Genomic DNA, 26,755 nt, shown 5'->3' with positions numbered 1-26,755 from the left:
GCAAATAGTGGGCAGGACGGCACAGCACCTGCGGCCCGCGCCTTCGCAAACCCGGCCCGGCCCTCGCCTCCGACGCGATTGTGATGGAAACCTGCTGGAAGACCGGCGGGATTGATGCTTCACCTAGGCCAGCCCTGAATTTTGGGACGGTAACGATTTTAAGCATGGGACAGACCCCCGCCATGACAGCCTTGCAGATCGACAATCTTGAATACCGGTGGCCGGGCGCGCCGTCGAACACACTGGCAATCGGGTCGCTGCACCTGAAGGCGGGCGAGACGCTTTTCCTGCACGGGCCCAGCGGTTGCGGCAAGTCCACGCTGATCTCGGCGATTGCCGGGGTGGTGGACCTGCCCGAAGACGCGGTGCGTGTGGGCAGCCAGGACATGGGCCGTCTGCGCGGTGGCGCGCGGGACCGGTTTCGGGTCGATCACCTGGGAATGATCTTCCAGGTGTTCAACCTGGTTCCCTGGCTCAGCGCGCTTGAAAACGTCCTTCTGCCCTGCACCTTTTCGCAACGGCGCCACGACCGCGCGGGCGGCGCGCCCGCAACGGCGGCGCAAACCTTGCTGGACGAACTGGGTCTTGATGGCCCGGTGGTGGCCTCAAAGCCCGCCAGCAGCCTGAGCGTGGGCCAGCAGCAACGGGTCGCCGCCGCACGTGCGCTGATCGGTGCGCCGGACCTGATCCTTGCGGATGAGCCGACGTCCTCTCTGGACGAGGCCGCCAAGGTGATTTTCGTGGATCTTCTGGTGCGCGAATGTGCCCGGTCCGGGACCGCGCTGGTCTTCGTCAGCCATGATCGCGGCCTTGAACAGCATTTTGATCGCAGCGTGGATTTCCGCGATCTGAACAGGTTGGGGGTGTGATGTTGCGGTTCAGTCTGCGCAGTCTGTGGAACCGTCGCTTCGTCGCGGCGCTGACCGTGTTCGCCATCGGCCTCAGCGTCGCCCTGATCCTGGGGGTCGAGCGTCTGAGGGAAGGCGCACGCGACAGTTTTTCCAACTCCGCCTCGGGGATCGACCTGATCGTGGCCCCGCGCGGCAATTCGGTCCAGATCCTGATGGCCACGGTGTTTGGTGTGGGCAGCACCGGGACCGGCATGGGCTGGGAAACCTTCGAATGGCTGGAAGACCGGCCCGAAGTGACCTGGGCGGTGCCGATCCAGATGGGCGACAACCATCGCGGCTATCCTGTGATCGGCACCCAGGCGACCTATTTCGACCATTTCCGTCATTCCGGAGGACAGCCGCTGACCCTGTCGGCGGGCGCGTTCTTTACCGGGGACAAGCCCGATGCCGCAGTGGTCGGGGCCGAGGTGGCTGGTCGGTTCGGCTACGCGCCCGGTACGGTGATCATCAATGCGCACGGGGCGGGCGAGGTCTCGTTCGACCTGCACGACGAAGCACCCTTTACAATCTCGGGTGTGCTGGCACCAACGGGCACTGCTGTCGACCGGATGGTGTTCGTCACGCTTGAAGGGTTCGACACGCTGCACGCGGACACCGAGGTTCCGGCGGACCCTTTCGACCGGATGGCGGTCGCTGAAAAGGCCGATGATGACCACGAGGCGCAAGATGGCCACGACGACCACGACGCGCATGACGAGCATGAGGCCCACGAAGACCACAACGAACATGACGCACACGATGACCATGCCGACGGCGACAATCATGCCGACCATGACGCCGAGGGTCACGCGGATGACCATTCGGGCCACGACGACACAGAGGCCGCGCATCACCATGAACCCGACCGTCTGAACGCCATCTATATCGGGCTGGCGAACCGGATGAATGTGCTTGGCCTGCAGCGCGCGATCAATGATCGTCCCTCCGAGGCCCTGAGCGCGGTCATCCCGGCGGTCGCACTGGCCGAGCTTTGGGGGATTACCGGAACGGCGGAACGCGCCATGCGGCTGATGGCCTGGGCGGTGGCCATATCGGGAATGATCGGCATGGTGGTCATGCTGTCAGCGACCCTTGACACCCGGCGCCGCGAATTTGCCATCCTGCGCTCGGTCGGGGCCACGCCCGCCCGCATCTTCGGGCTGATCGTCACCGAAGCCGCCGTGCTGTCCGCTTCGGGGCTGATCCTCGGTCTCGTCCTGCTCACCATTGGAACATTCGTGACCGACCCGATCCTGACCGCCCGCTTTGGGTTGCACTTGGGATGGAATGTCTTCGGTGCGCGCGAGCTGGCCACGCTTGCGATCATCTTCTGCGCCGGACTGTTCGCCTCGCTCGTCCCGGCGGTTCGGGTTTACCGAATGACGCTGGCCGACGGGCTGTCGGTGCGGTTATGACACTGCAAAAGGAAACTTCAATGACCATGATCCGACGCTTTGCCATGTTGCTGATGTTCTGTGCGCTTCCGGCGCTGGCGCAGGCATCTGACCCTCGCGAAATTACGTGGGAGGTGCTGGCGCCACCCGCGCCGGAGATCGACAACCCGTTCGAAAACCTGTCCTACGACCAGATGGATACGCTGCGCCAGATCCTGTGGTTTGAGGCGGACCTGGAAGCCGACAGCGAGAACGCCGAGGCGCGCGCCGGGGCAGCCGAATTGCGCGAACAACTCACCGCCGAGGGGCTGGACGTGGACGCCCTGTTCGCGGCGCGCATCAAGATCATGGATTACCGCGAGGCCGCCGCCACGGCCGTGAACGACGACCTGATCGGCACCACCGTCCGCCTTCCGGGTTATGTCCTGCCGCTGGAATACAAGGATCGCAAGGCGGTGGAGTTTCTTCTGGTGCCGACCGTGGGCGCCTGCATCCACACGCCTCCGCCTCCAGGCAACCAGATCGTGCATGTGATGTATCCCGAGGGCATCGCGGTCGACGGCCTGTACACGCCGGTGTGGATCACCGGGACCATGATTGCCCAAAGCTCGGTTCAGGACGTGGGCTATGTCGATGGTCAGGCGCCGGTTGTGGTCAGCTATTCGATGCAGCCTGTTCTGGTCGAGGAATACGACTGGGAATGACAGGGATCAGCCCGCATTTCGCGCAGTCCTCCCGACACGCCAGTCCGTGGATGAAGAGCGGCGTATAATGCACTGAAAAGATGTGAATGACCCTGATTCCTCGTCTGAAAACGGCGCACGTCGGGTGGTCGTTTTCCGTGCGGGTTTGCCGACATCAGGGCGCCCTCAGATTGACCTCAGGCCCAAGTTGACGTAGGATCAACTGGGAGGCCGTTGACATGGCGGACAATCACAACATTCGGAAAATCGGGGCCGCAGCGCTTCTCGGCGCCAGCGTGGTGATCATTCCTGTCGGATGCGACATGGTCCCGACCGGGTCCGGGGAGGCAACTTCCAGTGCCCAGGACGCGGCCTATCAAAAGGCACTTCAGTCGAAATCTGCCGCAGACGTGACCGGCTTCATCGAAGCCTACAAGGGAAGTTCGCAATCCGCGGATCTGCTGAACGCCATGCCCGCCGCAACCCTTGCCAACGTCCCGCGCAGCAGTGTTCTCGGGCTGTCAAGCAGCGTGCAGCGGCGACTTGATTACTGGGTGCAGAACATGTTCGGGCTGACGAAGGTCGGCGAGTCCAGTGACGGATCCAACGGGCGCAGCGGGTCGTAGACCCGGCGCATGACCTGCCGACCGATGGCCGACGACCCAAGCCTGAGCGTGGTCATCACCAATTTCAACTACGGAGCCTATCTGGGCGCGGCGATCGAGTCCGTCCTGGCCCAAAGCCAGCCGGTTGACGAGCTGATCGTTGTGGATGACGGCTCGCGCGATGCCAGCGGCGATGTCCTTGACAGGTATGGCGACCGGCTGATCGCCATCCGGCAAGCCAACGGCGGTCAGGCGTCGGCCTTCAACGCCGGGCTGGCCAGATCCAGCGGCAAGATCGTCGTGTTTCTGGATGCCGACGACGAGCTTGAGCCAGACGCCTGCGCGCTGATCCGGGCAAGCTGGAGCCCGGACCTGGCCGCCCTCGGGTACCGCATGAACATGATCGACGAGACCGGCGCGGTGATCGGCGCCTATCCGTTGCGGCCGCCGTCGGGGGACATGCGTCCCGAATTGCTGTCTTGCGGGCAGTTTCCCTTCGTTCCGACATCCGGAAATGCGTTCAACGGCGCGCGCCTCAGGCCCTTTTTCCCGCTTCCCGAAGACCGCTGGCGCATCAGTGCCGATGCGGTTCTGCTGCGTCTTGCGGCGGTCCTGGGACCGATCCGTCAACTGGACATACCGCTTGCCCGCTACAGGGTGCACGGCGGCAATGGTTACTACCGTTCCGCCGAGCCCCAGCAGGCGGTTCTGGACCGCGCCGCGCATGATGCGGTCGATGCCTGCCTCGCCGTGGCCGATAGTCTGGAGGCTGCGGAGGAGGGTGTCGGGGCCTCTCCGGCAGAGCCATTTGAATTGCGCCGGGCCGCGCTTGGCCTTGCGCTCGACGCGAGGCAAGGCGGCGATCCGCGGATGCCGCTCAATCGGATCGCACGGATTGCGCGGCGCTTGCACGGGCGCGGGCTGCCGCTGCGTGTTGTCGTGGCCGCGACCCTGTCACAGGTCGCGCTCCGCCTGACCGGCGGGCGTGCCGGGGGGCTGTCCGGGCAGGTGGCCCTTGTCCGCGATCTTGGGGAATGGATCCAGGGAGACCGCTTTCTGGCGGCCCGCAAGGCCCTGTATCAAAGCCGCTGGCTGGTGCCGGTCGATCCGCAGACCCGTCCCGCGGATCATCTGCACGCGCGGAGCGGGTTCAACCGGTTCGACTGGACCCGCAGCGACGACGGCATGGTCTTGCAGCGTCGCGCCGGTGACATCTCGGTCCTGCCAGCCGAAGCGCCCGTCGATGGTCTGCGCATCTGGTTTGACATGCGGGCGCTTGGCGGCGTGCCGGTGGATGTCGAGGTTTCGGCGGGTGACAAGCGCCTCGTGCGCGGGCGCATCGACGACAGCGGGACGCTGACGGCGGTTCTGGGGTCCGCGCAGTTCGGGATTGACAACATTGCCAGCCTGCGGGTCTCCGCATGGTCTGCGGCAACCAGAGGGTGGTCCCGGCTGGCCGCCCCCCTGAAACCCGGCGCCCTGCTGTCCGTTCATGCCGTGACCTGCGCGCCGCTGGCCTCGGATATCTGCCTGCCACTGCTGTCCAGCGGGGCGGCGCTTGACGTCACAGGGTGTTTGCAGGGCATGGGCAAGGCCCCAGATGGCGCGCTGATCCTGCGAGTGGCCCGCCCCGATCCGCGGCGTGGCACAGCGCTTGAGCTGTGTCTTGGGCCGGATCAACCGGCAGGGCTGCTGACGGCCACGACGGAAGGCGGGCTTGTCACAAAGGCCAAGGTCACCCCGTCGGCCCGGGTGCTGGTGCAGGTGCCTCCGGCCGAAACGGACCGGCAGGATCCCCTCAACCTCACCCTGCGGCTGGCGCCGCATGCACCGGGAGATCCGCCGGAGGTTCACCTGAATGCCATACGGCGCCCCTTCGAAGCACCGCCGTGGCCGCGCCTGCTTGCGCCCGGCGTGATCTACGATGCCGCCGATCTGGCCGGTGACGGGGGCGTTTTCATGGATGGCTGGGACACCGCGCGCGCGGTGGAGCTTGCGGATTTCACCGGAATGATCGCGGTATCGCTGCCGCCGGACATTGGTCCGGCGCCGGAGTTGGAGATTCTGCTGCTGATGCCGCAGGCCGGCGAAAGGCTTCAGCCGCGTCTTGCGGTGACCCTGGGCGAGGCCGTGGTTGCGGGCGTGACGATCTCTGAAACCGGTGTGCTGCGGGTGCCGCTGGGCGACGCGGTGTCCTGGGGTTGGCGCCGCCTTGATATGGCTATCCATGCCGCCACCGGCCCGTTGGAGCGGCCGGAACGCACCCGGCTGCGCATCCTGTCGCTGACCCTGAACGCCGTGCAGACCAGTTTGCCGGATGCGCAGACGGCGCACAGGCATGAAACCCCGTTCACCCTGATCGCGGATACGGCATCGGCGTTGCGACGGTCGCCGGACCCCGTCTGTGATCCCGGGGTTGTGGACCGGATCGACCGGGCCCTGCATTCCAGCGTGGGCTGCGGCGCGGTGGTGTCGCGCCCGCAGGTGCTTGCGGACCTGCTGACCATTGGCGCGGCGCGTGACGCGACCGCCATCTCCGGCGCGACCCCGGTCCTTGTCGAGGGCGGCGCAGAGGAACTGCCGCGCCAGTTTGCGCGGGCCATCCTGCAAACACCGCCGTGGCAGGCGCTGGAGGCCAGTTCCTTCCTCGAAAGCCTCACCAACCCGCTTCTGTCGCGGCCCGATGCGGTCGCCCGATACCTGACCGCCGATTGGCACAGGGTGGAAACGGAGGCAGATCTGCGCGCCTATGAGCGCCATGTGCTGGCCATGGCGAGCTGGATGGCCGCGTGCTTTTCCACCCAGCCGCCCGGCAGTCCCCGCGACCAGTTGGCCGAATGCCTGCTGCGGTGTCTGCGCCCGCTGCCGCTTCTGTTCGCGGGTCGTGACATGCGGCCTGTCAACCATGCCTTGGGCCGGGCGCTGGAAGCCTTGCACCTGAGCCGCGATCGCCGGATCACCTTACCGGAAACCCCGGCGGCAGGCCCGAGCATCCGCATCGCTGCGCTGCTGCGACAGCAGGCCGATGTGCCGGAAACCCGCATTCTGGCCGGAATGCTCGGCACCCTGCCGCCCGAGGATTTCGAGATCACCGTCTATACGCTGGAACGCGAGGAAGATCCGCATCCCTTGCCGCCCCGGTTTCGGATCGTCCCGCTGGACTGGCCCGAGACCATGGCCGCCGTGGCGACGATACGGTCCGCGCAGCCGCATGTCTTCTGGCTGGCCTCGCATTTCAGCGGACCCGACAATCTTGCCGCGATCTGCGCCCATCGCCTCGCGCCGCTGCAGGTCGCCACGACGGCCGTGTCGCCGGCCACCACCGGATTGCACAGCTTCGACGTGATGCTCGGCGACAGGGAAACCGCCCATTCCGACCTTGCCGGGCAGTATACCGAACGGCTGGTTCTGGCCGATCATCCGGTGCAGCGGTTCGCCGGGGCAGGGGATGCGCCCGACCCCACCCGGGCCAGTGCCCTGCTGCGGGCGCGGCTGGGCCTGCCCGAGGCCGCCGTGATCCTCATGAGCACGGCGCATACCGACAAGATCTCACGCGATCTGCTGGGGCACTGGCTGAAAATCCTGGCCGCCGTGCCGGATGCGGTTCTGGTTCTGTATCCTTTCGCCGCGAACTGGCGGCTTGGCAGATCGCGGGCGGGTTTCGTGGCCCGTGTTCGGGCAGCCTGTGCGGATCAATTGATCCCGGTGGAGCGTGTGCGGATCGAACCACCGGTTGCCGCCGCGCAAATCCCCGACCTGCTGGCAGGCGCCGATCTGTTTCTGGACAGTTTTCCCTATTCCGGCGCGACCACGGTGGTCGAAGCCCTGCAAGCGGGCACCCCGGTCATCAGCCTGGACCGGAAGGACACCCAGGCCGGACGGCAGGGCGCTGCCTGGGTCCGGGCCTGGGGATTGGGGTGCCACGTTGCGGACACGCCGGCCGAATATTGCACGCGGGCGGTAGAGCTTGCCGGGTCGGCGCAGGCCCTGCAAGACACGCGTGCGGCCATCGAGCCGCCCTGCGCGATGGCGTCCGAGAGCTACGGCGCAGCCCTTGCCGCCACCATTGCCGGTCTGCCCGGCGTGCCGCCCCCCCGCACGCCCCCCCGGTATGTGTTCCACCACATGGCCAAGGCCGGCGGCACAACCTGCCGCAAGGTCTTCTCGGACTGGTTCGAGGTGGTCATCGACGAGCGGGACCCTTGGGCAGAAGAGCCGCCTGGCCCGCCCGTCGATCTGGCGCACCTCGGGCCGCGACACCTGCTTTGGAGCCATTTCAACCCCGCCGGCCAGCGCTTGCGGTCACGCTATCCTGCGCTGCTGTCAGACCCGAATGTCCGGATCATCACCTTCGTCCGGGATCCGCTGGAAACGGCGCTGTCGTCCTATTTCTTCGAGTGCCGTCACCGGGCGGAACACGATCCCGGCTTCACACCGCTGCCCATTGACGAGCACCTGAGCCGCGCGCCGTTGCACCCGCTAGCGTATCACCTGTTGTCGATAGACGCCGACTGGCGGCGGGCGTTGGAACGCTATTGGTTCATCGGCACGCTGGAACATATGGGGCCCTGCCTGAAATGGCTCGCGGCGGCCTTCGGTAAGCCCGCGCCCAGGGATTTGCCCTGGCTCAACCGGACACCGCGCACCCTTCAGCCCTCTCCCGAGGCGGTGCGCCGGTTCCGCGAGCAGGCGGCGCTGGACTACGATATCTACGGCGCCGCGCGTGAACGGATGGAGGCCGCGCTGGCCATGGATCCGCGGGAATTCGTGGCGCGCCCCGCGGGGCCGCCGGGGCTTAGGACCGGGTCAGCGGGGGCCTAGGCCGTCCACCAGTTCCGCAATCAGGGCGCGCGCATCCCGCGACGGGGCCCATTGGGGAAAGGCCGCGCGGAAGCGCCCGGTGTCCGAAATCCACCATTTGTGGTCGCCGTAGCGGGCCGCGGGGTCGATCTCCAGTCGCGCCGGTCGGCCGGATAATTCGCTGGCCATCTCAAGCGCCTCCAGAACGGACACCGAAGCCGACGGCCCCCCGCCAAGATTATAGACGCCCAGTCCCGGCCGCGCTGCGGCCAGCCAAATGGCGTCCGCCACATCCCCGGCCAGCAGGTTGTCGCGGACCTGACAGCCGCCATAGCCGCAGACCGTATAGGTGTCCCCGGCCAGCACCGTCCGTACCAGATGGTTGAGAAACCCGTGCAAGGCGGTCCCCCGATGCGCGACCCCGGTCAGGCACCCGGCGCGGAACACGGTCGCATCCAGCCCGAAGCGCAGCGCGTATTCCTGGGTCAGCAGGTCGGCGGCGGTCTTGGATACGCCGAACACGGAATGGCGGCTTTGATCGATCGACATGCTCTCGTCGATACCGGTGGCGGCATAGGGATGGTCTTCCGGCAGCACCAGCCGCTGCCCCCGTTGTTCCAGCGGCAGCCGGTTGGGACGGTCGCCGTAGACCTTGTTGGAACTCAGCAGCACGAAATGTGCTGCCGGGGCGTGGCGGCGGACCTGCTCCAGCAGATCCAGTGTTGCCACGGCGTTGATGGCAAAATCCTGCACCGGATCGAGGGCGGACCAGTCGTGCGAGGGCTGCGCGGCGGTATGCACGACGAGCGCGAAATTCCGGCCGCGATCCTGAAAGAGCCGGGAAAGGGCCTGCCTGTCCCTCAGGTCGATGTCGAGGGCCGTGTAGCCGGGCAGGTCCCGGCACAGCGCCTCGCCCTCGGCCCGCGTGCTGGCGGCTGTCCCGAAGAACTGCGCGCGCGCGTCATTGTCGATGCCCGTGACCTGAAGCCCGGCCCGGGCCAGACGGCGGACCACGGCGCTGCCCACCAGACCGTGCGCGCCCGTGACCAATGCCGTATCGCCCGGACCCATCGTCGATCCACCCCGCGTTCTGCCTTGAAACCATTTCCGACCCTGCGAACCGTCGGCGCAGCTCGTGCGGAAATTGACGAAAATGCCGATTTATGCCTATAGTGTTAACGTGTTTTCGACCTCGAGGCTATGCAATGCTGAAGCGAACGACGGTCATCATCCTTGCAATTCTTGTGACGCTCGTGGGCGCGTATCTCTATTTCGCCTACCGCGTACCCGCCGGTGTGACGCCGCAAAGCGGCTCGGGCGAAACCCTGGCGCTGGTCGGGCTTGCAACCTCCGTCGTCGGATTGCTGACATCTGTCGTGGGGCTGATCGGAAAGGTGCTGGACGCACGCAAGTCATGACCTGTCCCCGGGCGCAGATGCGGGCTTTCCTCACAGGGGCTGCACTGTGCGTGGGGTCAGGCGCCCTGGCCCTTGACCAGTCCTTCGAGAAACCCGGCGGATTTGACGACTGGGGCCGGCAGCTTCAGTATTTCGTGCAAGGCAACGAGTTGGGGTTCCGCCGCAGCTATGCCCTTGTGATCGGGATCAGCCGGTTCGAGCATTTCTCGACGCTACCGACCGCATCCGATCCGATCCGCATGAAGGATTTCCTGCTGGATGAGGCGGGCTTCGACTATGTGCATCTGCTGACCGAAGAGGACGTCACCCCGCAACGTGTGAACCAGTTGATGGTGGATGATTTTCGCCAACGTGTCGGTCCAGAGGACCGGATGGTGTTCTACTGGTCCGGTCATGGCCACACCCAATTGGACAGGCTGGGGGGGCGATTGGGTTATCTTCCCGTGGCCGCAGCGAAGCCCAGCCAGCTGAGCCAGATGATCAGCATGAAAAACCTGACGGATTGGGATTCTCACATCAAGGCCAAGCAGGTGCTGTACCTGCTGGACAGTTGTTTCAGTGGCTTTGCCGGAACTGTCAGTAAAAGCAGCACGCGTGACATCACCCTCGCGCAGATGGCGCGGCCCAGCCGGCACATCATCACCGCCGGAACCTACGAACAGGAAACCATTGCCACCGAACGGATTGCGGGCAGCGTATTCACCTATGCCGTTCTGGAAGCCATTCGCGGAAGCGCCGATACCGAGAGCGGCCGATTCGACAGGGATGGGTTGGTGACGGTCAACGAGATCGAGGACTACGTCAAGAAACGAGTGAAGCAACTGGCCGATGCCGCCGGTTGGCGCCGCCCGATCACTCCGCAGGTCTGGGACATGGGCGCCAATGATGGCGAGTTCTTCTTCGTGTCCACCAACCGCAAGCAGGAAACCCTGGCAATGCAGGGCGGTCAGTTCGTCGGCATGGAATACGGCATTCCCAAGTCGTCTGACGGGCGAGCCATCCGGCCCGTTCATATGGGCCAGGATCCGGAGACCGGTGACGAGTGGGCGTTCGACGAACAGAGCCTGTTCTTGCAAGCGGTCCTGACGTCGAGTTCGGTCGGGCTGGAGCGCTATCTGGCCAACTTTCCCGACAGCGACTATTCCGACCTGGCCCGGAACGCGTACCGGACCCTCGATTTTGTGGGGGGGCGTCCGCGCGATGACGCCGACACCGACACATTGTTCTGGGAATCGATCCGGGCCAGCGTGCTGCCGGCGGAATTCCAGCTCTACCTCGACCTGTTTCCGGGCGGTGCCTACCGCGATCTGGCAAAGGCCCGGCTGAGCGCGCTGGAGCGTGCCGAAGAGGTCCAGGAATTCCTGCTTGGCGGGCAGCCGATGGCCACCCATGCGCGTCTGCGGCTGGACGCCTTGAACAAGGCGGATGAACTGCCGCTGGAATTTGTCCAGTACGGGCTGATCGCACTCGGCTATCCCATCGACGATCCCGCCGGGGTGATGACGTCGCAGACGCGCCGTGCCGCGCGCGCCTATCAGGCATCCGTCGGGGCCGAACAGACCGGGGTGCTGACCCCGTGGCAGCGCGTGGATGTGGTGCTGAAAGCCGCGCAGATCGGCGATGACCATGCCGAAACCGCCGCCGGCATCATGATGGCCGAAGGCATGGGGCTGCCGAAGAACGAGACGCTGGCGCGCAAGTGGCTGGAACGCGCGGCCCGCAAGGGCAACGGCTACGCCCAAGCCAATCTGGCGATCCTCTATCGCGACGGTCGTGGCGGCGACGCGGATTCCGAGCGCGCCCGGACCTTGCTGCAACAGGCCGTGGACCAGGACATCCCCGGCGCCGGGGACCTTCTGGAAACGCTATGAACCGGGTCTGTCTCATCGTCTGGTTGGCGGGGGCTGCGCTTGCGGTTTCGGCCCATGCGCAGGGGCTGCTGCTGCCCGCACCAAAGGAACGGCTTGTGCAGGACTGTGACCACTGCCCGGTGATGGTGGTGCTGCCCGACGGACTGATGATCAGCCAGACGCCGGTCACGCGCGGCCAATTCCGCGCCTATGCAGAGGCGACGGCGTACAAGCGCACGGGATGGGGATGCAACTGGTCCTTTGCCCATATCGAACAGACCGACATGCACCCAGTTGTCTGCGTCTCGTATCTGGATGCCGCGGGCTATGCGGTGTGGCTGAGCGATCTGACCGGGCAAAGCTATCGCCTGCCCACGCGCGCCGAGGTTCGCTATGCGGCCCTTGGCGGCAGTACGGGGAATTACTGGTGGGGGCAGTCGGTGGGCGTTGGCCGTGCCAATTGCGACGGCTGCGGCGGGGCGGATGCCGGAACCGGGACGGTGCCTGTCGGAACCTATGACAAGAACCGCTACAATGTTGCCGATGCGGTGGGCAACGTCTGGATCTGGACCAGCGACTGCGCCACGGACGATTGCGAGGAGCGCTACCTGATCGGCGGCGGCTGGTCGAGCTCACCGGCTGCGCTGCGCATGGATGCGGAAATCTGGAACCGGGCGGATGCGCCTTACAACCACTATGGAATGCGCGTCGTCCGAGAGGGGGAGTTCTGACATGAGGCATCCGGTGATCAGGCTGGCGGTGGTGGCACTGGCGACACTACCGGCGGGACTGGCCGCGCAGGAGGTCAGGGATTGTGCCGAATGTCCCGAACTGGTGGAACTGCCGGACGGCACCCTGATCGGGAAATATCCCGTGACACGCGGCGAATACGCGGTTTTCGCGACGGAGACCGGCCATTCCGGAAACGGGTGTTCGCTGCGGCGCGGTGCCCGGCGGGGCTGGAGCGAGACATCCGACTGGACCAACCCCGGCTATCCTCAAGAGGACGATCATCCGGTGGTGTGTGTCAGCTGGAATGATGCGGTGGCCTATACCGACTGGCTGACCGAGCGCACGGGTCATTTTTACCGCCTGCCGACGCTAGAGGAATCCGCGCGGGCCGCGGCAGCCGGGACCACGACAGAGTTCTGGTGGGGCGATGACTATGGCGCGATTTGCGACTATGCCAACACTGCGGATACGACTTTCAAGACGGGCTTTCCAGAGGACGAGCGTCGACTTCACGACTGCGATGACGGCTATGTCAACACCGCGCCCGTGACCGCGTTTCCGGCCAATGGCTGGGGGCTGCACGATGCGGTGGGCAATGTCTGGAACTGGACCAATTCCTGCCTGCGCGGCGATTGCTCGAACGCGATCTTTCGTGGCGGCGGATGGGACACACCGGTACGCAAGTACTTTCGGCCTGACGAATATTTCGGCGACAGGATCGTGCTGCGCAACGACGTGATCGGCATTCGGGTCCTGCGGGAACCGGGGTCCGGGAACTAGCGGCAAGCAGGTGCTGGGCGGGTCGGATCAGCCGTCCGCGCGGCTGAAGGCAAAGGTGGACACGTGCCGATAGGTCTCTCCCTGCCTCAGCACGACCGAGGGAAATCCAGGTTGGTTGGGGGCATCCGGCCACCCCTGCGGTTCCAGCGCGATGCCGGTGAAAGGCGTATAGGGCTGGCCATTGAGGGTCGACCGTTCCGTTTCATCCAGATAGGCGCCGGAATACACCTGCAGTCCCGGCTCGGTCGTCGACAGGGTAAGGGTGATGCCCGACATCGGCCCGGTCAGACGGGCCACCTCACGACAGGGCTGGGGGCCGTCCGACAGGCAGAAGTTGTGATCGTACAGGACATCGCCGACGGCGCGCGCGGTCTGGAAATCGAACGGTGTACCTGCGACCGGGGCGATCTCTCCGGTCGGGATCAACTCCTGATCGACGGGCAGGTAGTGCCGGGCCACGACGGACAGCCTGTGATCGCAAATTGGGCCCGTACCGTCGAGGTTGAAATACCAATGCGGCGCGATGTTGCACAGGGACGCGCTGTCGGTGGTGGCGGTCAGCTCGAAACTCAGCACGGCGGGCGGCAGGATGCGGTAGGTCAGGCGCAGATCGAGATTGCCGCCAAAGCCTTCGTGACCATCGGGCAGGTGCAGGTGCAGCGACACTTCGGTCTCGGTGCGGGATACCACCTGCCACACCATGCGTTCGATGCTGTTGCCGCCGCCGTGCAGCGTGTGACGATCCAGGAAATTGCGCGGTGTGTGACAGGTCTTGCCTTCCAGGTCGTAGCGACCGTTGGCAATCCGGTTCGCACAGCGCCCCACGACAGCGCCGAAATAGGCGGTGCTGTCCACATAGTCCCGGGCCGTCGGGTGGCCCAGCACAAGCGCATGGGGCGTGCCCTCAAGCCTCAGATCCTGAAGTGTCGCGCCATAGGGCAGAATGCGGGCCGTCAGCGCGCCGTTGCCGACCTGGATCGCGTCAAAGGCTGTGTCGGGTTGGGTCGATGTTGCACGGTGGTTTGTCACGTAGGCGTCCTTTTCATGTCCAGGGTCATGCGGCGTCCGTTCAAGACGCCGGGCCATTCGGACCAATGCGCGGTCCCCGTCACTTCACAAGGTCAAGACGCTTGAGGGTGGCCTGAGGCGAGACGATCTGCGCAGGCAGGCTGGCCGGGTTCAGCGGTGTCTGAAACCCCGCGCCGGTGTAGGCCGTAACCGAGCGCAACTCCTTTCGGCCGATCTCCAGCACCGTGAAGCTGGGCGTGCTGCGAGCGCTGTCGCCGATCAACACCCGCGCGCCACCACCCAGACAAGCCTGCGAGATATAGGCCACGCCGTCCTTCCAGCCCGGATAATAGGCGTGATGGTGGCCCGACAGGTGCAGATCGACGCCCAGCTTGTTATATAGCGCCTCCAGCATTGGATCGCCGATGATCTCGCGCTCGCGCTTCTGGGCGAAGGGCCACAGGGGCAGGTGGCTGAAGGTGACGGCAGGTTCCTTCCCGTCCACGACCTTGGACAGTCGCGCCATCTGATCGCCGCGCAAGGGGCCGAGGGTGGTGGCATCCAGCGAGACGAAGCGCACGCCCTCCATCTCGAAGGCGTAGAAGAACGGGTAATCCGCATCGTCGAGATAGCGCAGCTTGGGTTTGCGGGCGCGCCATTGCTCGCCATAAATCCGCCGTTCAGCCTCGAACCCGCCGTAGGCCGAGGCGTCGTGATTGCCGGGAGTGACCGCCAGAGGGATGCCCGCCTGTGCCAGCGGATCGCTGACCACACGGTGGAACCCTGCCCACATGGCGCGCACCTGATCGGTGCTCAGGGCTGGCGAGCGTTGACCGGCGACCATGTCGCCGGTGGCAATGACCAGATCGGGGTTCAGGGCAATGATCTGTTGAACAGCAGCGGGCACCCGGCTGGAATAGGTGGTCGAGCCATAGGAGCCGTTGAGATCGGAGATCACCACCACCCGCAACGCCGCCGCCGGACTGGCCAGCAGGGTCAGAAACAGCAGGGCCGCGCCAAGAAGTTTACCCCCCATCGCAGGGCACCGGGACTGCTTCTGCGGTGCCGGTCAGGAAATAGGTTTCCGGATCCAGATCGAAGGTGAGCTTCCCCTCGGTACAGCTTTTCCGCAGGATGCCCGCCGCCAGCGTGGTGTTCTTCACGATCTGCGATACCTGTCCGGCGTCCAGCCCGACCGAGGTGGCCACCCATTGATACAGCGGCCCCTGTGCCTGAAGATCGGCGTCCAGCGCGATCAGCTTGCGATAGGTGTCCGGCCCGAAATGGCGCAGCTTTTCCAGCATCTGTGTGGATTTGGCGAAATTGGCGTATTGCACCCGCCCGCCCGCGTCGTTGTCGTTCAGGTTGGTACGGCGCAGCAGCAGGGCGTCGGCGGGCACGTCGCCGTCGCCGGCTTCGTGATGCTTGGCCTTCTCGGTTTGAACCTCTCCCGCCTCGGTCCAGTAGTAATACGGTGTGAAGTCGATGTTGCCGACGCGATCCTGCTGGCTGAAGACAAAGTCCAGCAGAACGATCTCGCTCAACTCGGTCATCCAGTAAACCATCTGCTGCGGGGTCCCGTCATCGCCCAGATCACGGGCGATCTGGCGATCTTTGCGGCCTTCGTGCAGACCGTGCGCGATGGCCTCGTCCAGGGGCAGATCCGAACGCAGGGCGAGGAATGCGGGGGTCTGCTGGAAATCCTCGTTCTGGCCCTTGCCCCAGCCGGACTTGCGGGTGCCGTTGATCTCGGATCCATAGCGATGGCCGGGGCTGGACAGCAGCACACCGTAGATCTGACTGCGGTCGGCGGTGAACAACTCGTCTGTCGGGCTGTAGCTGGACGGGTTGCGATCGGCGGCGGCGAAGACCTGCCAGCCAGCGTGGTTCATCCGCCCGCTGGACCGGCTGCCCGACAGCGCGAGGCCCGGATCGGCGACCTCGGTCTGGTGCATCTTCGCGTCCATGCTGCGCCAGACCGCCACCGGCACGATCACCGTCGCGTCGAAGTAGCGGGAGAAATGGTAATACAGCAGCGAGGACGGCGCGAAGGTGCCACTGGTGCCCTTGGCGTTCATGGTCGATTTGAACTTGGCCAGATCGTCGGCGGCCAGATCCTTGGCCGATTTTCCTTCCTTGCAGGCATTACGCTCGAATTCCGCACGATTTCCGGCATAGGCGCCTTCGCTGACGTCATAGACCATCATGCCGGGGCTGGTGCTCCAGGTCTTGGGGCAAAGGGCGACGTCGGCGGCATAGAAGTCGATGGCGCAATAGTCGGCTTCTTCCTTGGCATCATGCTTGCTGTAAGTGCCGCCGGGGATCGGCGCGATCCGCACGCAATGTTCGCTCACACCGTTGGGGCTGGTAAAGGTCGTAGCTTCGCCCACCACCGCGTCCGAGGCCTGCGCCGCCCCGGCCATCAGAACCAGGCCGGCAAGGCCGGGGATCAGGTTTCTATGCATCAGGTGACGTCCTATTTGGGGCAAATGGCGGCCTGTTCGGCGCTGGAGATCTTCAGCGACGGATCCACCTTGAACTTTGCGAAATGCGCGTCGATCCATTGCGAACACCCGCCCGAGCAGCCGGCGCCGTTGCGCGCTTCGTCCCAGTATTTCTTGGCACGCTCCTCGCTCCAGCCGCAGAACTGCACCAGCGCCATGGCCGACACCGCGCCCGAGGAATGCACCCCCCACATGCAGTGCACCAGGACCGGGCCGGACGCCGGGTTTTTGATCGAGGCGTGGATCTGCTGCATGAGGTCGGCGGTTCGGGTCGATCGGCCCCCTTCATAGACCATGCTCTGGCCGCCGCACTGGGTGGTGCCATAGGTGGTGTTCTTGCCGAAATCGATATAGCGCGCGCCCGAGAACCCGGCCTCGCACAGCGCATCGCGTTGCGCGGAATTCAGGCCGGTGCGGGCCTTGTCGCCGCCGTGGAACCCGGCCCGGTAAAGCACACCGGACATGACCGGGCGGAAGAAGGCCAGCCCGTCGGCCGGGCCGCTAGAGCGTTCCAGCATCTGCTTGCTGCTCGGCCCGCCGTTGCGCGCGGTGTAATCCGAGGCCATGGCGGGGGCCCCAAGCAACAGGCTTGCGACCAGCGCAAGGCCGAATACGGGTTTGCGTCGGGTGTCTGAACTCATCTCGATCCTCTCGCGCCATGGGCGCGCAATGCTGTTTTCGCTGGTGTCCAGACTAACCACCGGGGCGCATCCGTCCACCGGTTTTCTGGCTGTGCTTGTCCGACCTAGTCGGGGGCACCGCCCCTGAGTACCTCGAAGGTAAACAGACGCGAGGCCTTGCCGTCGTCGTTCACGATCATCAGGCGATCGGTGGCCGGGTCATGTGCAATGCCCTCGGCATGGGGCAGGGGCTGCGGTTTCTTGTCTTTCAGCCAGCCAAGCGCAAAACTGCGGGCCGGGCTGTCGCCGGCGGGATCGAACAGAAACAGCCGCTGGCCCCGGTCGCTGACGATCCACAGGCAACCCGTCGGCCCGTCCACGCTAACACCCGAGACATCCAGCGGCCAGTCGCCCTGATCGTCATCGACAAAGCCAAGCGCCGGGGTCAGTTCCGTGGCGCGCAAAATCTCTGTCAGGTCGGGGGATATCTCAAGAAGCAGTCTGGGCCGCTTCTCCTTCAGCACGAAGATCAGGTCGCGGGCCGGATCGACGGCGATGCCTTCCAGAAGGTCATTGGGGTCAGAGGTGGCAAAAACTTGTTCGACCGCCGGATAGCCCTGCATCTTTGACAGCGGAAACGCTTTGCTGACCCAGGAGTGCGGGTCGGTCACGAGGATTTCGGCCGCACCCTCGTTCACGGTCAGGATGCGATTGCGGACCATGTCCCAGGCGACGCCCTCAAGGTCGGGCTTGGCCAGCGCGATGTCATGGCGTGTCCCGAAACCGCCATCCGGCCGCAGACGGAAGATCGCCGCCGTATCGTCGCTGACGCTCAGAAGCCCCTCCCCGTCGCCAGCCAACGACAGGCCCGAGGGTTCGGCATAGCCCTTGCCGGTCCTGGCGATCTTTTCGCTGTCCAGAAACCGCACCGAGGGCGTGCCGCAATCGGCCCCGGCATGGCCCGCGATCCCTGCCGCGCACAGGGCACCCAGAACGGCCCATCGGCGATGGCCCCTCATGATGCGGGCCGCGTCACGCGAGGTGCCAGTCAGATATCAGACCGGGTTTCGCGGATTCCAGATCCATCATTGCGTGAACCAGCCTGTCCTGGGACGCGCCTTTGGCCCCCACCACGACGAAGGCGAACGTGTGCTTGGCCTTGGATTTGCGTATGTCCGAGATCCGGTAGCCCGAAGCTTCGAGCCCCGTTGCCAGATCGGCGCGGGCCTGCGGGATGTTGTGCTTGTCGGCGAACTTGATCTCGATCACATGTCGGGGTACGCCGCCGAAAAGATACATGATCGCCCAGGCACTGGCGGTGGTGATGACGGCCATGACCGGCAGATCCAGCCCGACACAGAGCCCGATCAGCGTCACAAGGATCAGGCGCATGGTGTCCGACATGGTGTCCACATCGGTGCGGAACCGCAGCAGTCCGCCGATGCCGAAGATCACGAAGCCGATGATGGCGCCGTGGTGCATGACAAGGAATCCGACAACCATGCCGATCAGGGCATAGACGAACAGCGTTCCGGTAAGTTGAAATGCGGCGCCCTTGCGGCCTTCAGCACGGTTGGCGGGATGGTAGGCGACGGCGGCGGTCATCACGGTGACTTCCAGCAGCGCAAGCAGAAACTGGCCCATCTCGCGCCATTCGGTCAATTGCGCCCAGCCCCGGCCGGTCACATTCAGGTTCTCGGCCAGCATGCCCGAGGGATCGATCTGCGCCCAGGTGGGACCCGCAAGGCCAACAGCGGCAAGCAGGGTGACAATAGCGATGGCCGCCGCAGGTCGAAGGCGCGCAAGACGCCGTTGCACGGGGACAGGATCAACAGGGGGCATTTGTGGAACATCTCCAAAGGGCACTTTTGCACAGGGTATGGTGCAGCGCGGAAATGAAAAGCAGGTCTTTGGCAATCGTTCAACTCTTCGATGTGCCTTCGGTGCCGGCCTGTCGGCTTTGCCGGGACGCCACCGGGCCGAGACTGCGCGGGACTGTCAGGCCGGCGACGGGTCCAGCATGGCAGGGTGTCCCTTGAGGCGAACGATCCGGGTGGCCAACCGCGTGGCCTCGGCCATGGAATGAGTGACAAAGACTGTGGCGATTGTGCGGGCAGCCAGCAGGCGTTCGGTCAGCGCCAGCATCTCGTCCACCAACGCGGCATCCAACGAGACGAAGGGCTCATCCATAAGCAAGACCTCCGGGGCCGCCGCGAACGCCCGCGCCAGCGACAGGCGCCGCTGCTGGCCCAGCGACATCTGGCCCGGGAAGCGGTCCGCAAGTCCGCCCAGTCCGACCTCGCCCAGGGCCGCGCGGGCAGTGGCCGTGTTCACCCCGGCCACCAGTGTCAGGTTGTCAAGTGCGCTGCGCCAGGGCAGCAGCGCAGGTTCCTGAAACACCATCGCGCGGCGCGCTGGCGCGTCCACCCGCCCGGTAAAATCGCGGTCCAGCCCGGCCAGGATCCGCAGCAGGGTTGTCTTGCCGACGCCCGAGGGCCCGACGACGGCCAGGGTCTCGCCGGCGGCGATCTCAAGGGCGATGGGGCCCAGCACCTGTGTTTCGCCTATGCGCTTGTTTTCGATGGCAACGGAAATCATGGACGCCGCCAGCGCGTCGCGCGCGCCTCCCACGGCCGCAGGATCAGCGCCTCGATCAGAAGCATGACGATGACGAAGCTGAGCGCATAGGCCAGTACCATATCAACCCGGAAAAGTTGGAAATAGAGGTGCAGCTTGAAGCCGATGCCGTCGCTGCGTCCCAGAAACTCGACCACCAGCACGATCTTCCAGATCAGCGAGATCCCAGACCGCCCGGCCGAGGCGATATAGGGGCCCAGTTGCGGCGCGATGACATGGCGCAACCTTGCCCGGCGGCTCATCCGGAAGACGGTGGCGACATCGGTCAACTGGCGGTCCAGCGCGCGGGTGCCCTCGCGGATGGTGATGACCACGGTGGGGATCTTGTTGATGGCCACCGCGGTGACCGCCGCGGCCTCGTTCAGCCCGATCCAGAGATAGCACAGCACGATGGTGACCAGAGCAGGCAGGTTCAGAAAGGCAATCAGCCAGGGGTCGAGCCAGCGGTCGATGCCCCGGCTGCTGCCCATCAGCAGGCCGATGGCGCCGCCGACCGACATGGCGATCAGGAACGCCAATGCCACCCGGCGCAGGGTGACCGCCAGATGATAGATCAGGTCGCCCTGGGTCAGCTCGTGCCAGGCCAGGGGCAGCACGACGCCGGGTCCGGGCAGCACGGAGGGATCGCCATTGAGCAGCGCCAGGACCCACCAGCCAGCCACCATGGCCGCGATGGAGATGGCCGTGACCGGCAGGGCGCCGGAACGATCCCCGGCCCATTTCACCGACAGCGCCCCCGGTCTGAGGCGCGACAGCCGGTTTGCTCGGCCCATGGCCGTATGCGGACCAGGCCCGTGGCGGAGTTGGGGCCGGTGCCGTCAGGGGACGGCAGGGCGGTCACCGCTTGCATGTGCTGTCATCCCTGTCCGGCCCCAGCGTGTCCAGCGTGTCGAACTGGTGTTCGAAGCCGTCGATGGGGGCGACCGCGATCACCGCGTTCTGGGTTGCCAGCAGGATCGGCTGACGCAATTGGCCGTCCCAGTCGCGGAAGTTGCCGCGCACGCCCTTGTAAAGGTCCACCGACAGTTCCGGAGCCCGCAGCGCCCGATGGACGGCGCCGCGATCGGCTGTACCGGCCCCGACCACCGCTTCCGCGATGACCTTGGTGGCCACCCAGGCGGCCCAGTCGTCGGAGCTCATGTCGCGATCCGCCACCCGCCGGAACCGCTGGTTGAGCTGCGGGGCTCCGTAGCGTTCGAAGGTCCAGTGCCAGGCGTGCGGGCCCAGTCCCTCGGACCCGATCACCGGGCGCGGGGCGTAGGTGGCATAGGGCAGGTAGCGGCCGAAATCGCCCTGGTCGTCGATCAGCCAGACCGTGTCGTAGCGGGCGCCGCCGGTGAGCAGGGCGATGTTGCTCTTGTTGCGGCGGCGGGGATCGTTGGTCAGTTCGAAGGCGCGCTGGTCCACGATCTTCAGGCCGAACTTTGCAGCAGATGTCCGGGCGGTGGCGGCTTGTGCGATGTCGGCCTCGGTCGGGCCATGAACCAGCAGCACGTCGTCCCAGCCGCGCGACCGCAAGTATTGGGCCAGCGCGTCGCTGCGCATGGCATCCGACGGTGCGGTGTGCAGCAGATGCGGCGCGCAATCCGGCCCGCGCCAGCGGTCAGATCCATCGCGGATGTTGATCAGCAGGTCATCGGACCCGGTTTCGGCCACGGCCTGTGCCATCAGTTTGGCGGGCAGATCGATAAGGATGGCCAGCGGCTGGGTTGCCTTGAGATCCGACAGTACGTCCGTAAAGCCCTCCGGCGTGGCCAGAACCTCGATCAACTCGAATTTCACGCCAAGCGCCCGGCCCAGAACCCGCGAGTCCCGCACGCCCAGCCGCGCGCCATCCAGCGGGCGTTCGCGGTCGCGCAGGGACAGCCCGGTATAGACCGGTTGCGGTTCGTAATACGGATCGTCCTCAAGCCCAAGATAGGCGATGGCCGCCACATCCTGCGCCACGGCGGGGCAGGTCAGCAGCATCAGGCAGGCGAAAACCCTAGCGATCATCGATCAGGATGTCATAGGGCACGCGGCCCACCGGGATCGAGGCGATGGGTTTCAGGCTTTCGGTGTCGATCACGGTGACATCGTCGGACAGGCCGTTGGCCACGAACAGCCGCTTTTCGTCGACGGTCAGCGCCAGCCCCCAGGCACGGCTGCCGACCAGAACATAGTCGATGACCTTGCGCGTCGGGACGTCGACAACCGCCACATGATTGGCCCGGCCAAGCGCCACATAGGCGCGCTGCCCGTCGGCGGTGATGACCAGATCGACCGGGGTCACCTGCTCGGGCCGGAACCCGGTGGGCAGGAAGGGGATGTCTCCGACCAGTTTCAGGGTTCCGACATCGATGATGTTGACGATGCCCGCCAGTTCCGCCGAAACCCAAAGCTCGGCCTCGTCCGGGGTCAGGGCAAAGCGGCGCGGGCGGGTGTCGACCAGGATGTCGGCGATCACCGCGTCGGCCTCAAGGTCGATCACATGCACCAGGTTGGCGGCTTCCGAGGCGACGAACACAAGCCGCCCGTCCGAGGTCACCTGCACGCCTTCGGGCTCTTCGCCGGTCAGATAATCGGTCAGAAACTCGCCGGTTTCCACGTCATAGACAGAAGCCGCGGCGTCTTCCTCGTTCGACACGATCAGCCGCCGTCCGTCGGGATGCAGATCGAAGGTCTCGGGCGCCGACACGCCGCGAATGCGACCGACGAGTTCCAGCGTGGCGGTGTCGTAGATGGCGATCATGTCGTCATCGGCGCAGCCCACAAAAAACGAACTCCGATCCGCATTGAAATGGATGCCGCGCGGCCGGGCGCAGGTTTCGATGGTCTGAATGACCTCGAGATCCGGGGACAGGATGGACAGCGAATCGCCCCGTTCGTTGGGCACAATGGCATTCCCGGTTTCGGCGGTGGCGTTTCGGGTCACCGAAAGGGCCATGATTGCGCTAACTAACATGACAGATAAGGGGAAACTTCGACACATGACACTGGACTGTTTTTTTTACCGGGGTTGGAGTACGTTAGGGCAAACAATAATAAAAATCCACAATGATAACCTGGGAGGAAACAGTATGATCAGAGGGATGACAACTGCCGCATTTTGTGTCGCGGCATCATGTTTGACAGGGGCGGCCAGCGCCCAGGAGGAGACCTCGTCAAGTACGCTTTATGGCGACTTGCAGTCGGTCACGCAAAACATGCTGACGCGCGCTGCGGGGGACGGGAACAACTTCCTGCACACCAACGGCAACTATGCACAGACCCGATATTATCCGGCCAGCCAGATCAACACCGGCAATGTCAAGAACCTGCGCCCGGCCTGGATCTTCCAGACCGAGATTGTCGACACGATGGAAACCTCGCCGATCGTGGTGAACGGCATCATGTATGTCACCACGGCGTTCAACCATGTCTATGCACTGGACGCGCGGACCGGCAAACAGATCTGGCATCACAAGCATGCCATGGGTCCGGTCACCACCTATTGCTGCGGCCCCAACAACCGCGGCGTGGCGGTGTCGGGTGACAAACTGTTCATGGGCACACTGGATGCCAAGCTGGTGGCGCTTGACGCCAAGACCGGCAAACAGCTTTGGGAAACCCAGATCGCCGAGGCGGAACTGGGCTATTCCGAAACCATGGCACCCAGCGTTGTCGACAACATGGTGCTGATCGGCACCAACGGCGGCGAATACGGCATCCGTGGCTTCGTCAAGGCCTTCGATACCGAAACCGGCGAGTTGATCTGGACCTTCCACACCATCCCCGAGGACTCGGTGGGCGTCTGGGCCACCCATGACGCCACCGGCCGCGACATGCATCGCGACATCGATGCCGAGAAGGCCGCGCTTGCGAAAATGGGCGACCCCTACGAAACCCTTGGTGGTGGCGTCTGGCAGAATCCGGCGGTCGATCTTGAGACACGTCGGATCTATTTCGTGGTCGGCAACCCGTCGCCCGACCTCGACGGCAGCCTGCGTCCGGGCGACAACTTGTACACCGACAGCCTTGTCGCGGTGGATCTGGATACCGGCGAATACATCTGCCACCTGCAGTACATCGCCCATGACGTCTGGGATCTGGACGCGGTGTCCCCGCCGATCATCACCACCGTCGCGGATGCCGAAGGCAACGACGTGAAGGGGATCCTGCACGCCGGCAAGACCGGGCATGTCTATGTCCACGACGCCGAGGACTGCTCGTTGATCCGGTTCTCGGAAGCGATGGTTCCGCAGGAAGACATGTGGACTCTGCCCACGGCCGAAGGCGCGCGGATGCTGCCGGGTGCCAATGGCGGCGTGGAATGGTCGCCGATGGCGATCGATCCGAACCTGCGCCTGAGCTATGCGATCAACCTGCATCAGCCGATGACCTACACCGTGCGCTCGACCCCCTATCCCGAGGGCAAGCTGTGGCTGGGCGGTTCGTTCGACGTGATCCCGGATGAAGAGCAGTGGGGCAATGTCACCGCCGTGGACTATGACACCGGCGGCATCGCGTGGCAGGTCAGAACCGCCGAACCGATGATCGGCGGCATTCTTGCCACCGCGGGCGGCCTGGTCTTTACCGGCGAGGGCAACGGTCTGTTCAAGGCCTATGACAGTTCCAACGGCGGCGAGCTGTGGCGCTTCCAGGCCGGGGCCGGGGTCAACGCGCCTCCGTCCAGCTATACGGTGGAAGGCCAGCAGTACATCGTCGTCGCCGCCGGCGGCAACGCACAGCTCAACTTCAAGCGGGGCAACAACATCATCGCCTTCACGCTGGCCGACTGAGGCTGCAGAAAACTGACGAAAGGGGCGGGCTGACCAGTCCGCCCCTTGTTTGCATGGAGACCAAAACATGAGATTGCCCTTTGCCACGTTGGCAATATCCCTTGCCGTCCTGGCATCCCCCCCCGCCGCAGTGGCGATGGAAGACTTCGTCCTGGAAGACGAGGTCGCGCTGTGCAGCAGTTGTCACGGCGAGGATGGCATTCCGATTGAACCGGAGTACCCCATCATCTGGGGGCAGGAGTATTTCTACATCTACACCCAGTTGCGCGACTATGCCGCCGGACGCCGCGAGCATGACCTGATGACCGGCATCGCCGCCGAATACACGCGGGATCAGGCCAAGGAACTGGCGGCCTATTTCGCCGAGAAACCCTGGCCCGCCATCCCCGCTCAGATCGAGGACGGCGACTATCAACTGGCCGAAAAGGGCATCACTGGCGGTCAGTGCAGCGCGTGTCACGGCAAGTGGCAGGGTGACAGCCGCATTCCCCGCATCGCGGGCCAGCAGCCGGCCTATCTTGTGCAGACCATGCATGACTTCAAGAACGACGTGCGTATGAACGCGCCCGATCTGAACAGCACCATGAAGCAGCTCGACGATCCCACGATCGATGCGTTGGCCCGCTATTTCACGACCATCGCGGTGCAGTAGCCTCAGGGTTGTAGAAGCGCGCGGATCTGGTCATTTGCGGCCAGATCCGCGGCGCGGGCGCCCGTCTTGTCCTGAAGGCCGGGATTGGCGCCCGCCTGCAACAGGTAGTCCACCATCATCAGATGCCCGCGTTCGGCTGCGATCATCAGCGCCGTGCGGCCCCGGTCATCCTGACGGTACAGCAGGGCGCCGGCGTCCAGCAACTGCCGCGCCACCTCGATCCCGTCCGCCGCCGGGGCGTCATTGGCATGGCCCGCCGCCCACATCAGCGCGGTCAGATCGAACCCCCAGACCTGATCCGCATCAGCGCCTGCAGCCAGAAGCTGCCCGACGATGGCGGGAAAGGCCCGCCCGGCAGCATAGACCAGCGCGCCCTTGCCGTGGCGATCCTGCACATCGGGATCTCCGCCCGCCTCCAGCAGGGCGCCCAGCATCCGGCTGTCGCCCTCGAAAGCGGCGGCCATGACCGGGGTGATGCCCTCGCGGTTGGCCACGTTCACATTTGCCCCGGCGGCGATCAGGTCGGTCACCATGCGGCGGCGGCTGGCCTGCACAGCGGCCAGCAGCGGGGTAGTGCCGCCAAGGTTGGCATGGTCCAGAACCGCGCCATGATCCAGCAGGCTGGCCACGATCTCGCGCGCGCCGCGTGCCGCCGCCACGTTCAGGGGCGTCCCGCCAAAGCGGTTGCGGGCTTCGACCGAGGCGCCCATCTCCAGCAGCCGCGAGGCAATCTCGGGGCAGTTCAGGGCGGCGGCTTCGAACAGCGCCTCGTTCAGGATCCGGCCTTCCAGATGGGCGGGCGATTGCGCGATGCGAACATCCAGCGCCGCGCAGACCGGCTTGGCAGGTTGCGCCTGAACCGCCGCAGCGGTGGCCAGAATGACAAGCGACAGCGAAACAGGCCGGATCATCTGACGACGAAAACTCCGCGGAACCCCTGGGTATCCAGACCCTCGACGTAGAACGGGTATTCGCCCGGCCGCTGGGGGATGAACCAGATGTCGATCTCGCCCTCGTCGTCGAATTCAACGGCGTGAAGTCCGAAGGGTTTGACCTCCTTGTCCTCGATCACCACCTGGTCGATCCAGCTTTCGCGGAACAGGCCCGGGGCCAGCAGTTTGTATTCCTCCAGCCCGTCAGCCTGAATGCGCCAGCGGTAATACACCCCGGTTTCGATCTCGTAGCTGGTGATGGAAAACCCGGTGGCGGCATCCAGAACCAGCGGGTCAAGCCGTTCGGCGCGACGCGTCTTGTCGCCTTCGGCCGCAACGGCGCTTGCCAGTCCCAGAAGAGCAATCGACACCCACAGTGACTTTGTAAGTCCGGGCATGTGCTGTTTGGCCTCCCCGCCAGTTTGCGTTGGCCAGAGGCTAGCACCGGGCACGTCGGCAAGGCAATGATGGTGGTATGGTTTCTTCAGGC

24 protein-coding genes are annotated in these 26,755 nt (G+C 65.0%); 11 read left to right on the top strand and 13 right to left on the bottom strand.

Annotated elements, in window-relative coordinates; translation table 11 throughout:
* The first annotated feature begins 164 nt into the window (after positions 1-164).
* The 5 genes from AB0T83_RS15225 (at position 165) to AB0T83_RS15205 (ending at position 8,393) form a co-directional block, all read left to right on the top strand.
* Entirely contained in the window at positions 165-869 is a 705-nt protein-coding gene (locus AB0T83_RS15225; protein ID WP_366194075.1) for an ATP-binding cassette domain-containing protein, read from the top strand.
* Positions 869-2,305: an ABC transporter permease gene (locus tag AB0T83_RS15220; RefSeq protein ID WP_366194074.1), complete on the top strand. Its 1,437-nt coding sequence runs from the start codon at positions 869-871 to the stop codon at positions 2,303-2,305. The genes AB0T83_RS15225 and AB0T83_RS15220 overlap by 1 nt, the downstream gene beginning before the upstream one ends.
* A gap of 20 nt (positions 2,306-2,325) precedes the next feature.
* Entirely contained in the window at positions 2,326-2,988 is a 663-nt protein-coding gene (locus AB0T83_RS15215) for a DUF3299 domain-containing protein (RefSeq protein ID WP_366194073.1), read from the top strand.
* A gap of 218 nt (positions 2,989-3,206) precedes the next feature.
* Positions 3,207-3,593 (top strand): hypothetical protein, encoded by a 387-nt coding sequence (locus tag AB0T83_RS15210; RefSeq protein WP_366194072.1) that lies wholly within the window; start codon positions 3,207-3,209, stop codon positions 3,591-3,593.
* A gap of 24 nt (positions 3,594-3,617) precedes the next feature.
* Entirely contained in the window at positions 3,618-8,393 is a 4,776-nt protein-coding gene (locus AB0T83_RS15205) for a glycosyltransferase (protein WP_366194071.1), read from the top strand.
* On the opposite strand, the gene AB0T83_RS15200 is transcribed toward AB0T83_RS15205, so the two are convergent.
* Complete coding sequence (locus tag AB0T83_RS15200; protein WP_366194070.1) at positions 8,379-9,443, bottom strand: NAD-dependent epimerase/dehydratase family protein; 1,065 nt, start codon at positions 9,441-9,443, stop codon at positions 8,379-8,381. The genes AB0T83_RS15205 and AB0T83_RS15200 overlap by 15 nt on opposite strands.
* A 134-nt stretch (positions 9,444-9,577) precedes the next feature.
* Between AB0T83_RS15200 and AB0T83_RS15195 the strand changes: the two genes are divergently transcribed.
* The 4 genes from AB0T83_RS15195 to AB0T83_RS15180 are packed head-to-tail and all read left to right on the top strand — an operon-like array spanning position 9,578 to position 13,152.
* The gene (locus tag AB0T83_RS15195) at positions 9,578-9,790 is read left to right on the top strand and encodes a hypothetical protein (protein ID WP_193142743.1); all 213 of its coding nucleotides are present in this window, start codon (positions 9,578-9,580) and stop codon (positions 9,788-9,790) included.
* A gap of 50 nt (positions 9,791-9,840) precedes the next feature.
* Positions 9,841-11,661 carry a caspase family protein gene (locus tag AB0T83_RS15190; protein WP_366194069.1) on the top strand — a complete coding sequence of 607 codons (1,821 nt, stop codon included), beginning with the start codon at positions 9,841-9,843 and terminating at the stop codon, positions 11,659-11,661.
* The gene (locus tag AB0T83_RS15185) at positions 11,658-12,371 is read left to right on the top strand and encodes a formylglycine-generating enzyme family protein (RefSeq protein WP_366194068.1); all 714 of its coding nucleotides are present in this window, start codon (positions 11,658-11,660) and stop codon (positions 12,369-12,371) included. Before AB0T83_RS15190 ends, AB0T83_RS15185 begins: the two co-directional genes overlap by 4 nt.
* A 1-nt stretch (position 12,372) precedes the next feature.
* A complete protein-coding gene (locus AB0T83_RS15180) occupies positions 12,373-13,152 on the top strand; it encodes a formylglycine-generating enzyme family protein (protein ID WP_366194067.1) in 780 nt (259 codons plus the stop codon).
* Positions 13,153-13,179: 27 nt separating this feature from the next.
* Here AB0T83_RS15180 and AB0T83_RS15175 read toward each other — a convergent pair whose 3' ends face one another.
* The 10 genes from AB0T83_RS15175 to AB0T83_RS15130 form a co-directional block, all read right to left on the bottom strand.
* Positions 13,180-14,181: an aldose epimerase family protein gene (locus AB0T83_RS15175; RefSeq protein WP_366194066.1), complete on the bottom strand. Its 1,002-nt coding sequence runs from the start codon at positions 14,179-14,181 to the stop codon at positions 13,180-13,182.
* Between the two features lie 79 nt (positions 14,182-14,260).
* A complete protein-coding gene (locus AB0T83_RS15170) occupies positions 14,261-15,196 on the bottom strand; it encodes a metallophosphoesterase family protein (RefSeq protein WP_366194065.1) in 936 nt (311 codons plus the stop codon).
* A complete protein-coding gene (locus tag AB0T83_RS15165; protein ID WP_366194064.1) occupies positions 15,186-16,625 on the bottom strand; it encodes a hypothetical protein in 1,440 nt (479 codons plus the stop codon). The genes AB0T83_RS15170 and AB0T83_RS15165 overlap by 11 nt, the downstream gene beginning before the upstream one ends.
* An 11-nt stretch (positions 16,626-16,636) precedes the next feature.
* Positions 16,637-17,305 (bottom strand): protein-tyrosine phosphatase family protein, encoded by a 669-nt coding sequence (locus AB0T83_RS15160; protein ID WP_366194063.1) that lies wholly within the window; start codon positions 17,303-17,305, stop codon positions 16,637-16,639.
* Positions 17,306-17,409: 104 nt separating this feature from the next.
* Positions 17,410-18,303 (bottom strand): SdiA-regulated domain-containing protein, encoded by an 894-nt coding sequence (locus AB0T83_RS15155; protein WP_366194062.1) that lies wholly within the window; start codon positions 18,301-18,303, stop codon positions 17,410-17,412.
* 13 nt (positions 18,304-18,316) lie between these two features.
* Entirely contained in the window at positions 18,317-19,102 is a 786-nt protein-coding gene (locus tag AB0T83_RS15150; protein WP_366194061.1) for a hypothetical protein, read from the bottom strand.
* A 180-nt stretch (positions 19,103-19,282) separates the two neighbouring features.
* A complete protein-coding gene (locus tag AB0T83_RS15145; RefSeq protein ID WP_366194060.1) occupies positions 19,283-19,882 on the bottom strand; it encodes an ABC transporter ATP-binding protein in 600 nt (199 codons plus the stop codon).
* Complete coding sequence (locus AB0T83_RS15140) at positions 19,879-20,694, bottom strand: ABC transporter permease (protein ID WP_366194059.1); 816 nt, start codon at positions 20,692-20,694, stop codon at positions 19,879-19,881. Before AB0T83_RS15140 ends, AB0T83_RS15145 begins: the two co-directional genes overlap by 4 nt.
* Positions 20,695-20,758: 64 nt before the next feature.
* Complete coding sequence (locus AB0T83_RS15135; RefSeq protein WP_366194058.1) at positions 20,759-21,916, bottom strand: type 1 periplasmic-binding domain-containing protein; 1,158 nt, start codon at positions 21,914-21,916, stop codon at positions 20,759-20,761.
* Complete coding sequence (locus AB0T83_RS15130; RefSeq protein ID WP_366194057.1) at positions 21,906-22,847, bottom strand: PQQ-dependent catabolism-associated beta-propeller protein; 942 nt, start codon at positions 22,845-22,847, stop codon at positions 21,906-21,908. The genes AB0T83_RS15135 and AB0T83_RS15130 overlap by 11 nt, the downstream gene beginning before the upstream one ends.
* A 259-nt stretch (positions 22,848-23,106) precedes the next feature.
* Here AB0T83_RS15130 and AB0T83_RS15125 point away from each other — a divergent pair, with 259 nt between their 5' ends.
* Entirely contained in the window at positions 23,107-24,681 is a 1,575-nt protein-coding gene (locus AB0T83_RS15125) for a pyrroloquinoline quinone-dependent dehydrogenase (RefSeq protein ID WP_366194056.1), read from the top strand.
* 136 nt (positions 24,682-24,817) lie between these two features.
* Positions 24,818-25,333, top strand: coding sequence for a c-type cytochrome (locus AB0T83_RS15120; RefSeq protein WP_366194055.1), 516 nt, complete (start codon positions 24,818-24,820; stop codon positions 25,331-25,333).
* Positions 25,334-25,335: 2 nt separating this feature from the next.
* On the opposite strand, the gene AB0T83_RS15115 is transcribed toward AB0T83_RS15120, so the two are convergent.
* Positions 25,336-26,244, bottom strand: coding sequence for an ankyrin repeat domain-containing protein (locus AB0T83_RS15115; protein WP_366194054.1), 909 nt, complete (start codon positions 26,242-26,244; stop codon positions 25,336-25,338).
* Positions 26,241-26,663, bottom strand: a complete 423-nt coding sequence (locus AB0T83_RS15110; protein WP_366194053.1) for a hypothetical protein — start codon at positions 26,661-26,663, stop codon at positions 26,241-26,243. Before AB0T83_RS15110 ends, AB0T83_RS15115 begins: the two co-directional genes overlap by 4 nt.
* Positions 26,664-26,755 lie beyond the last annotated feature (92 nt).

The organism is Meridianimarinicoccus marinus (assembly GCF_040689105.1).
Classification (GTDB): Bacteria; Pseudomonadota; Alphaproteobacteria; order Rhodobacterales; family Rhodobacteraceae; genus Meridianimarinicoccus; species Meridianimarinicoccus marinus.
The sequence above is the reverse complement of the archived record's forward strand: the minus strand, read 5'-3'. Positions and strand labels throughout refer to the sequence as shown.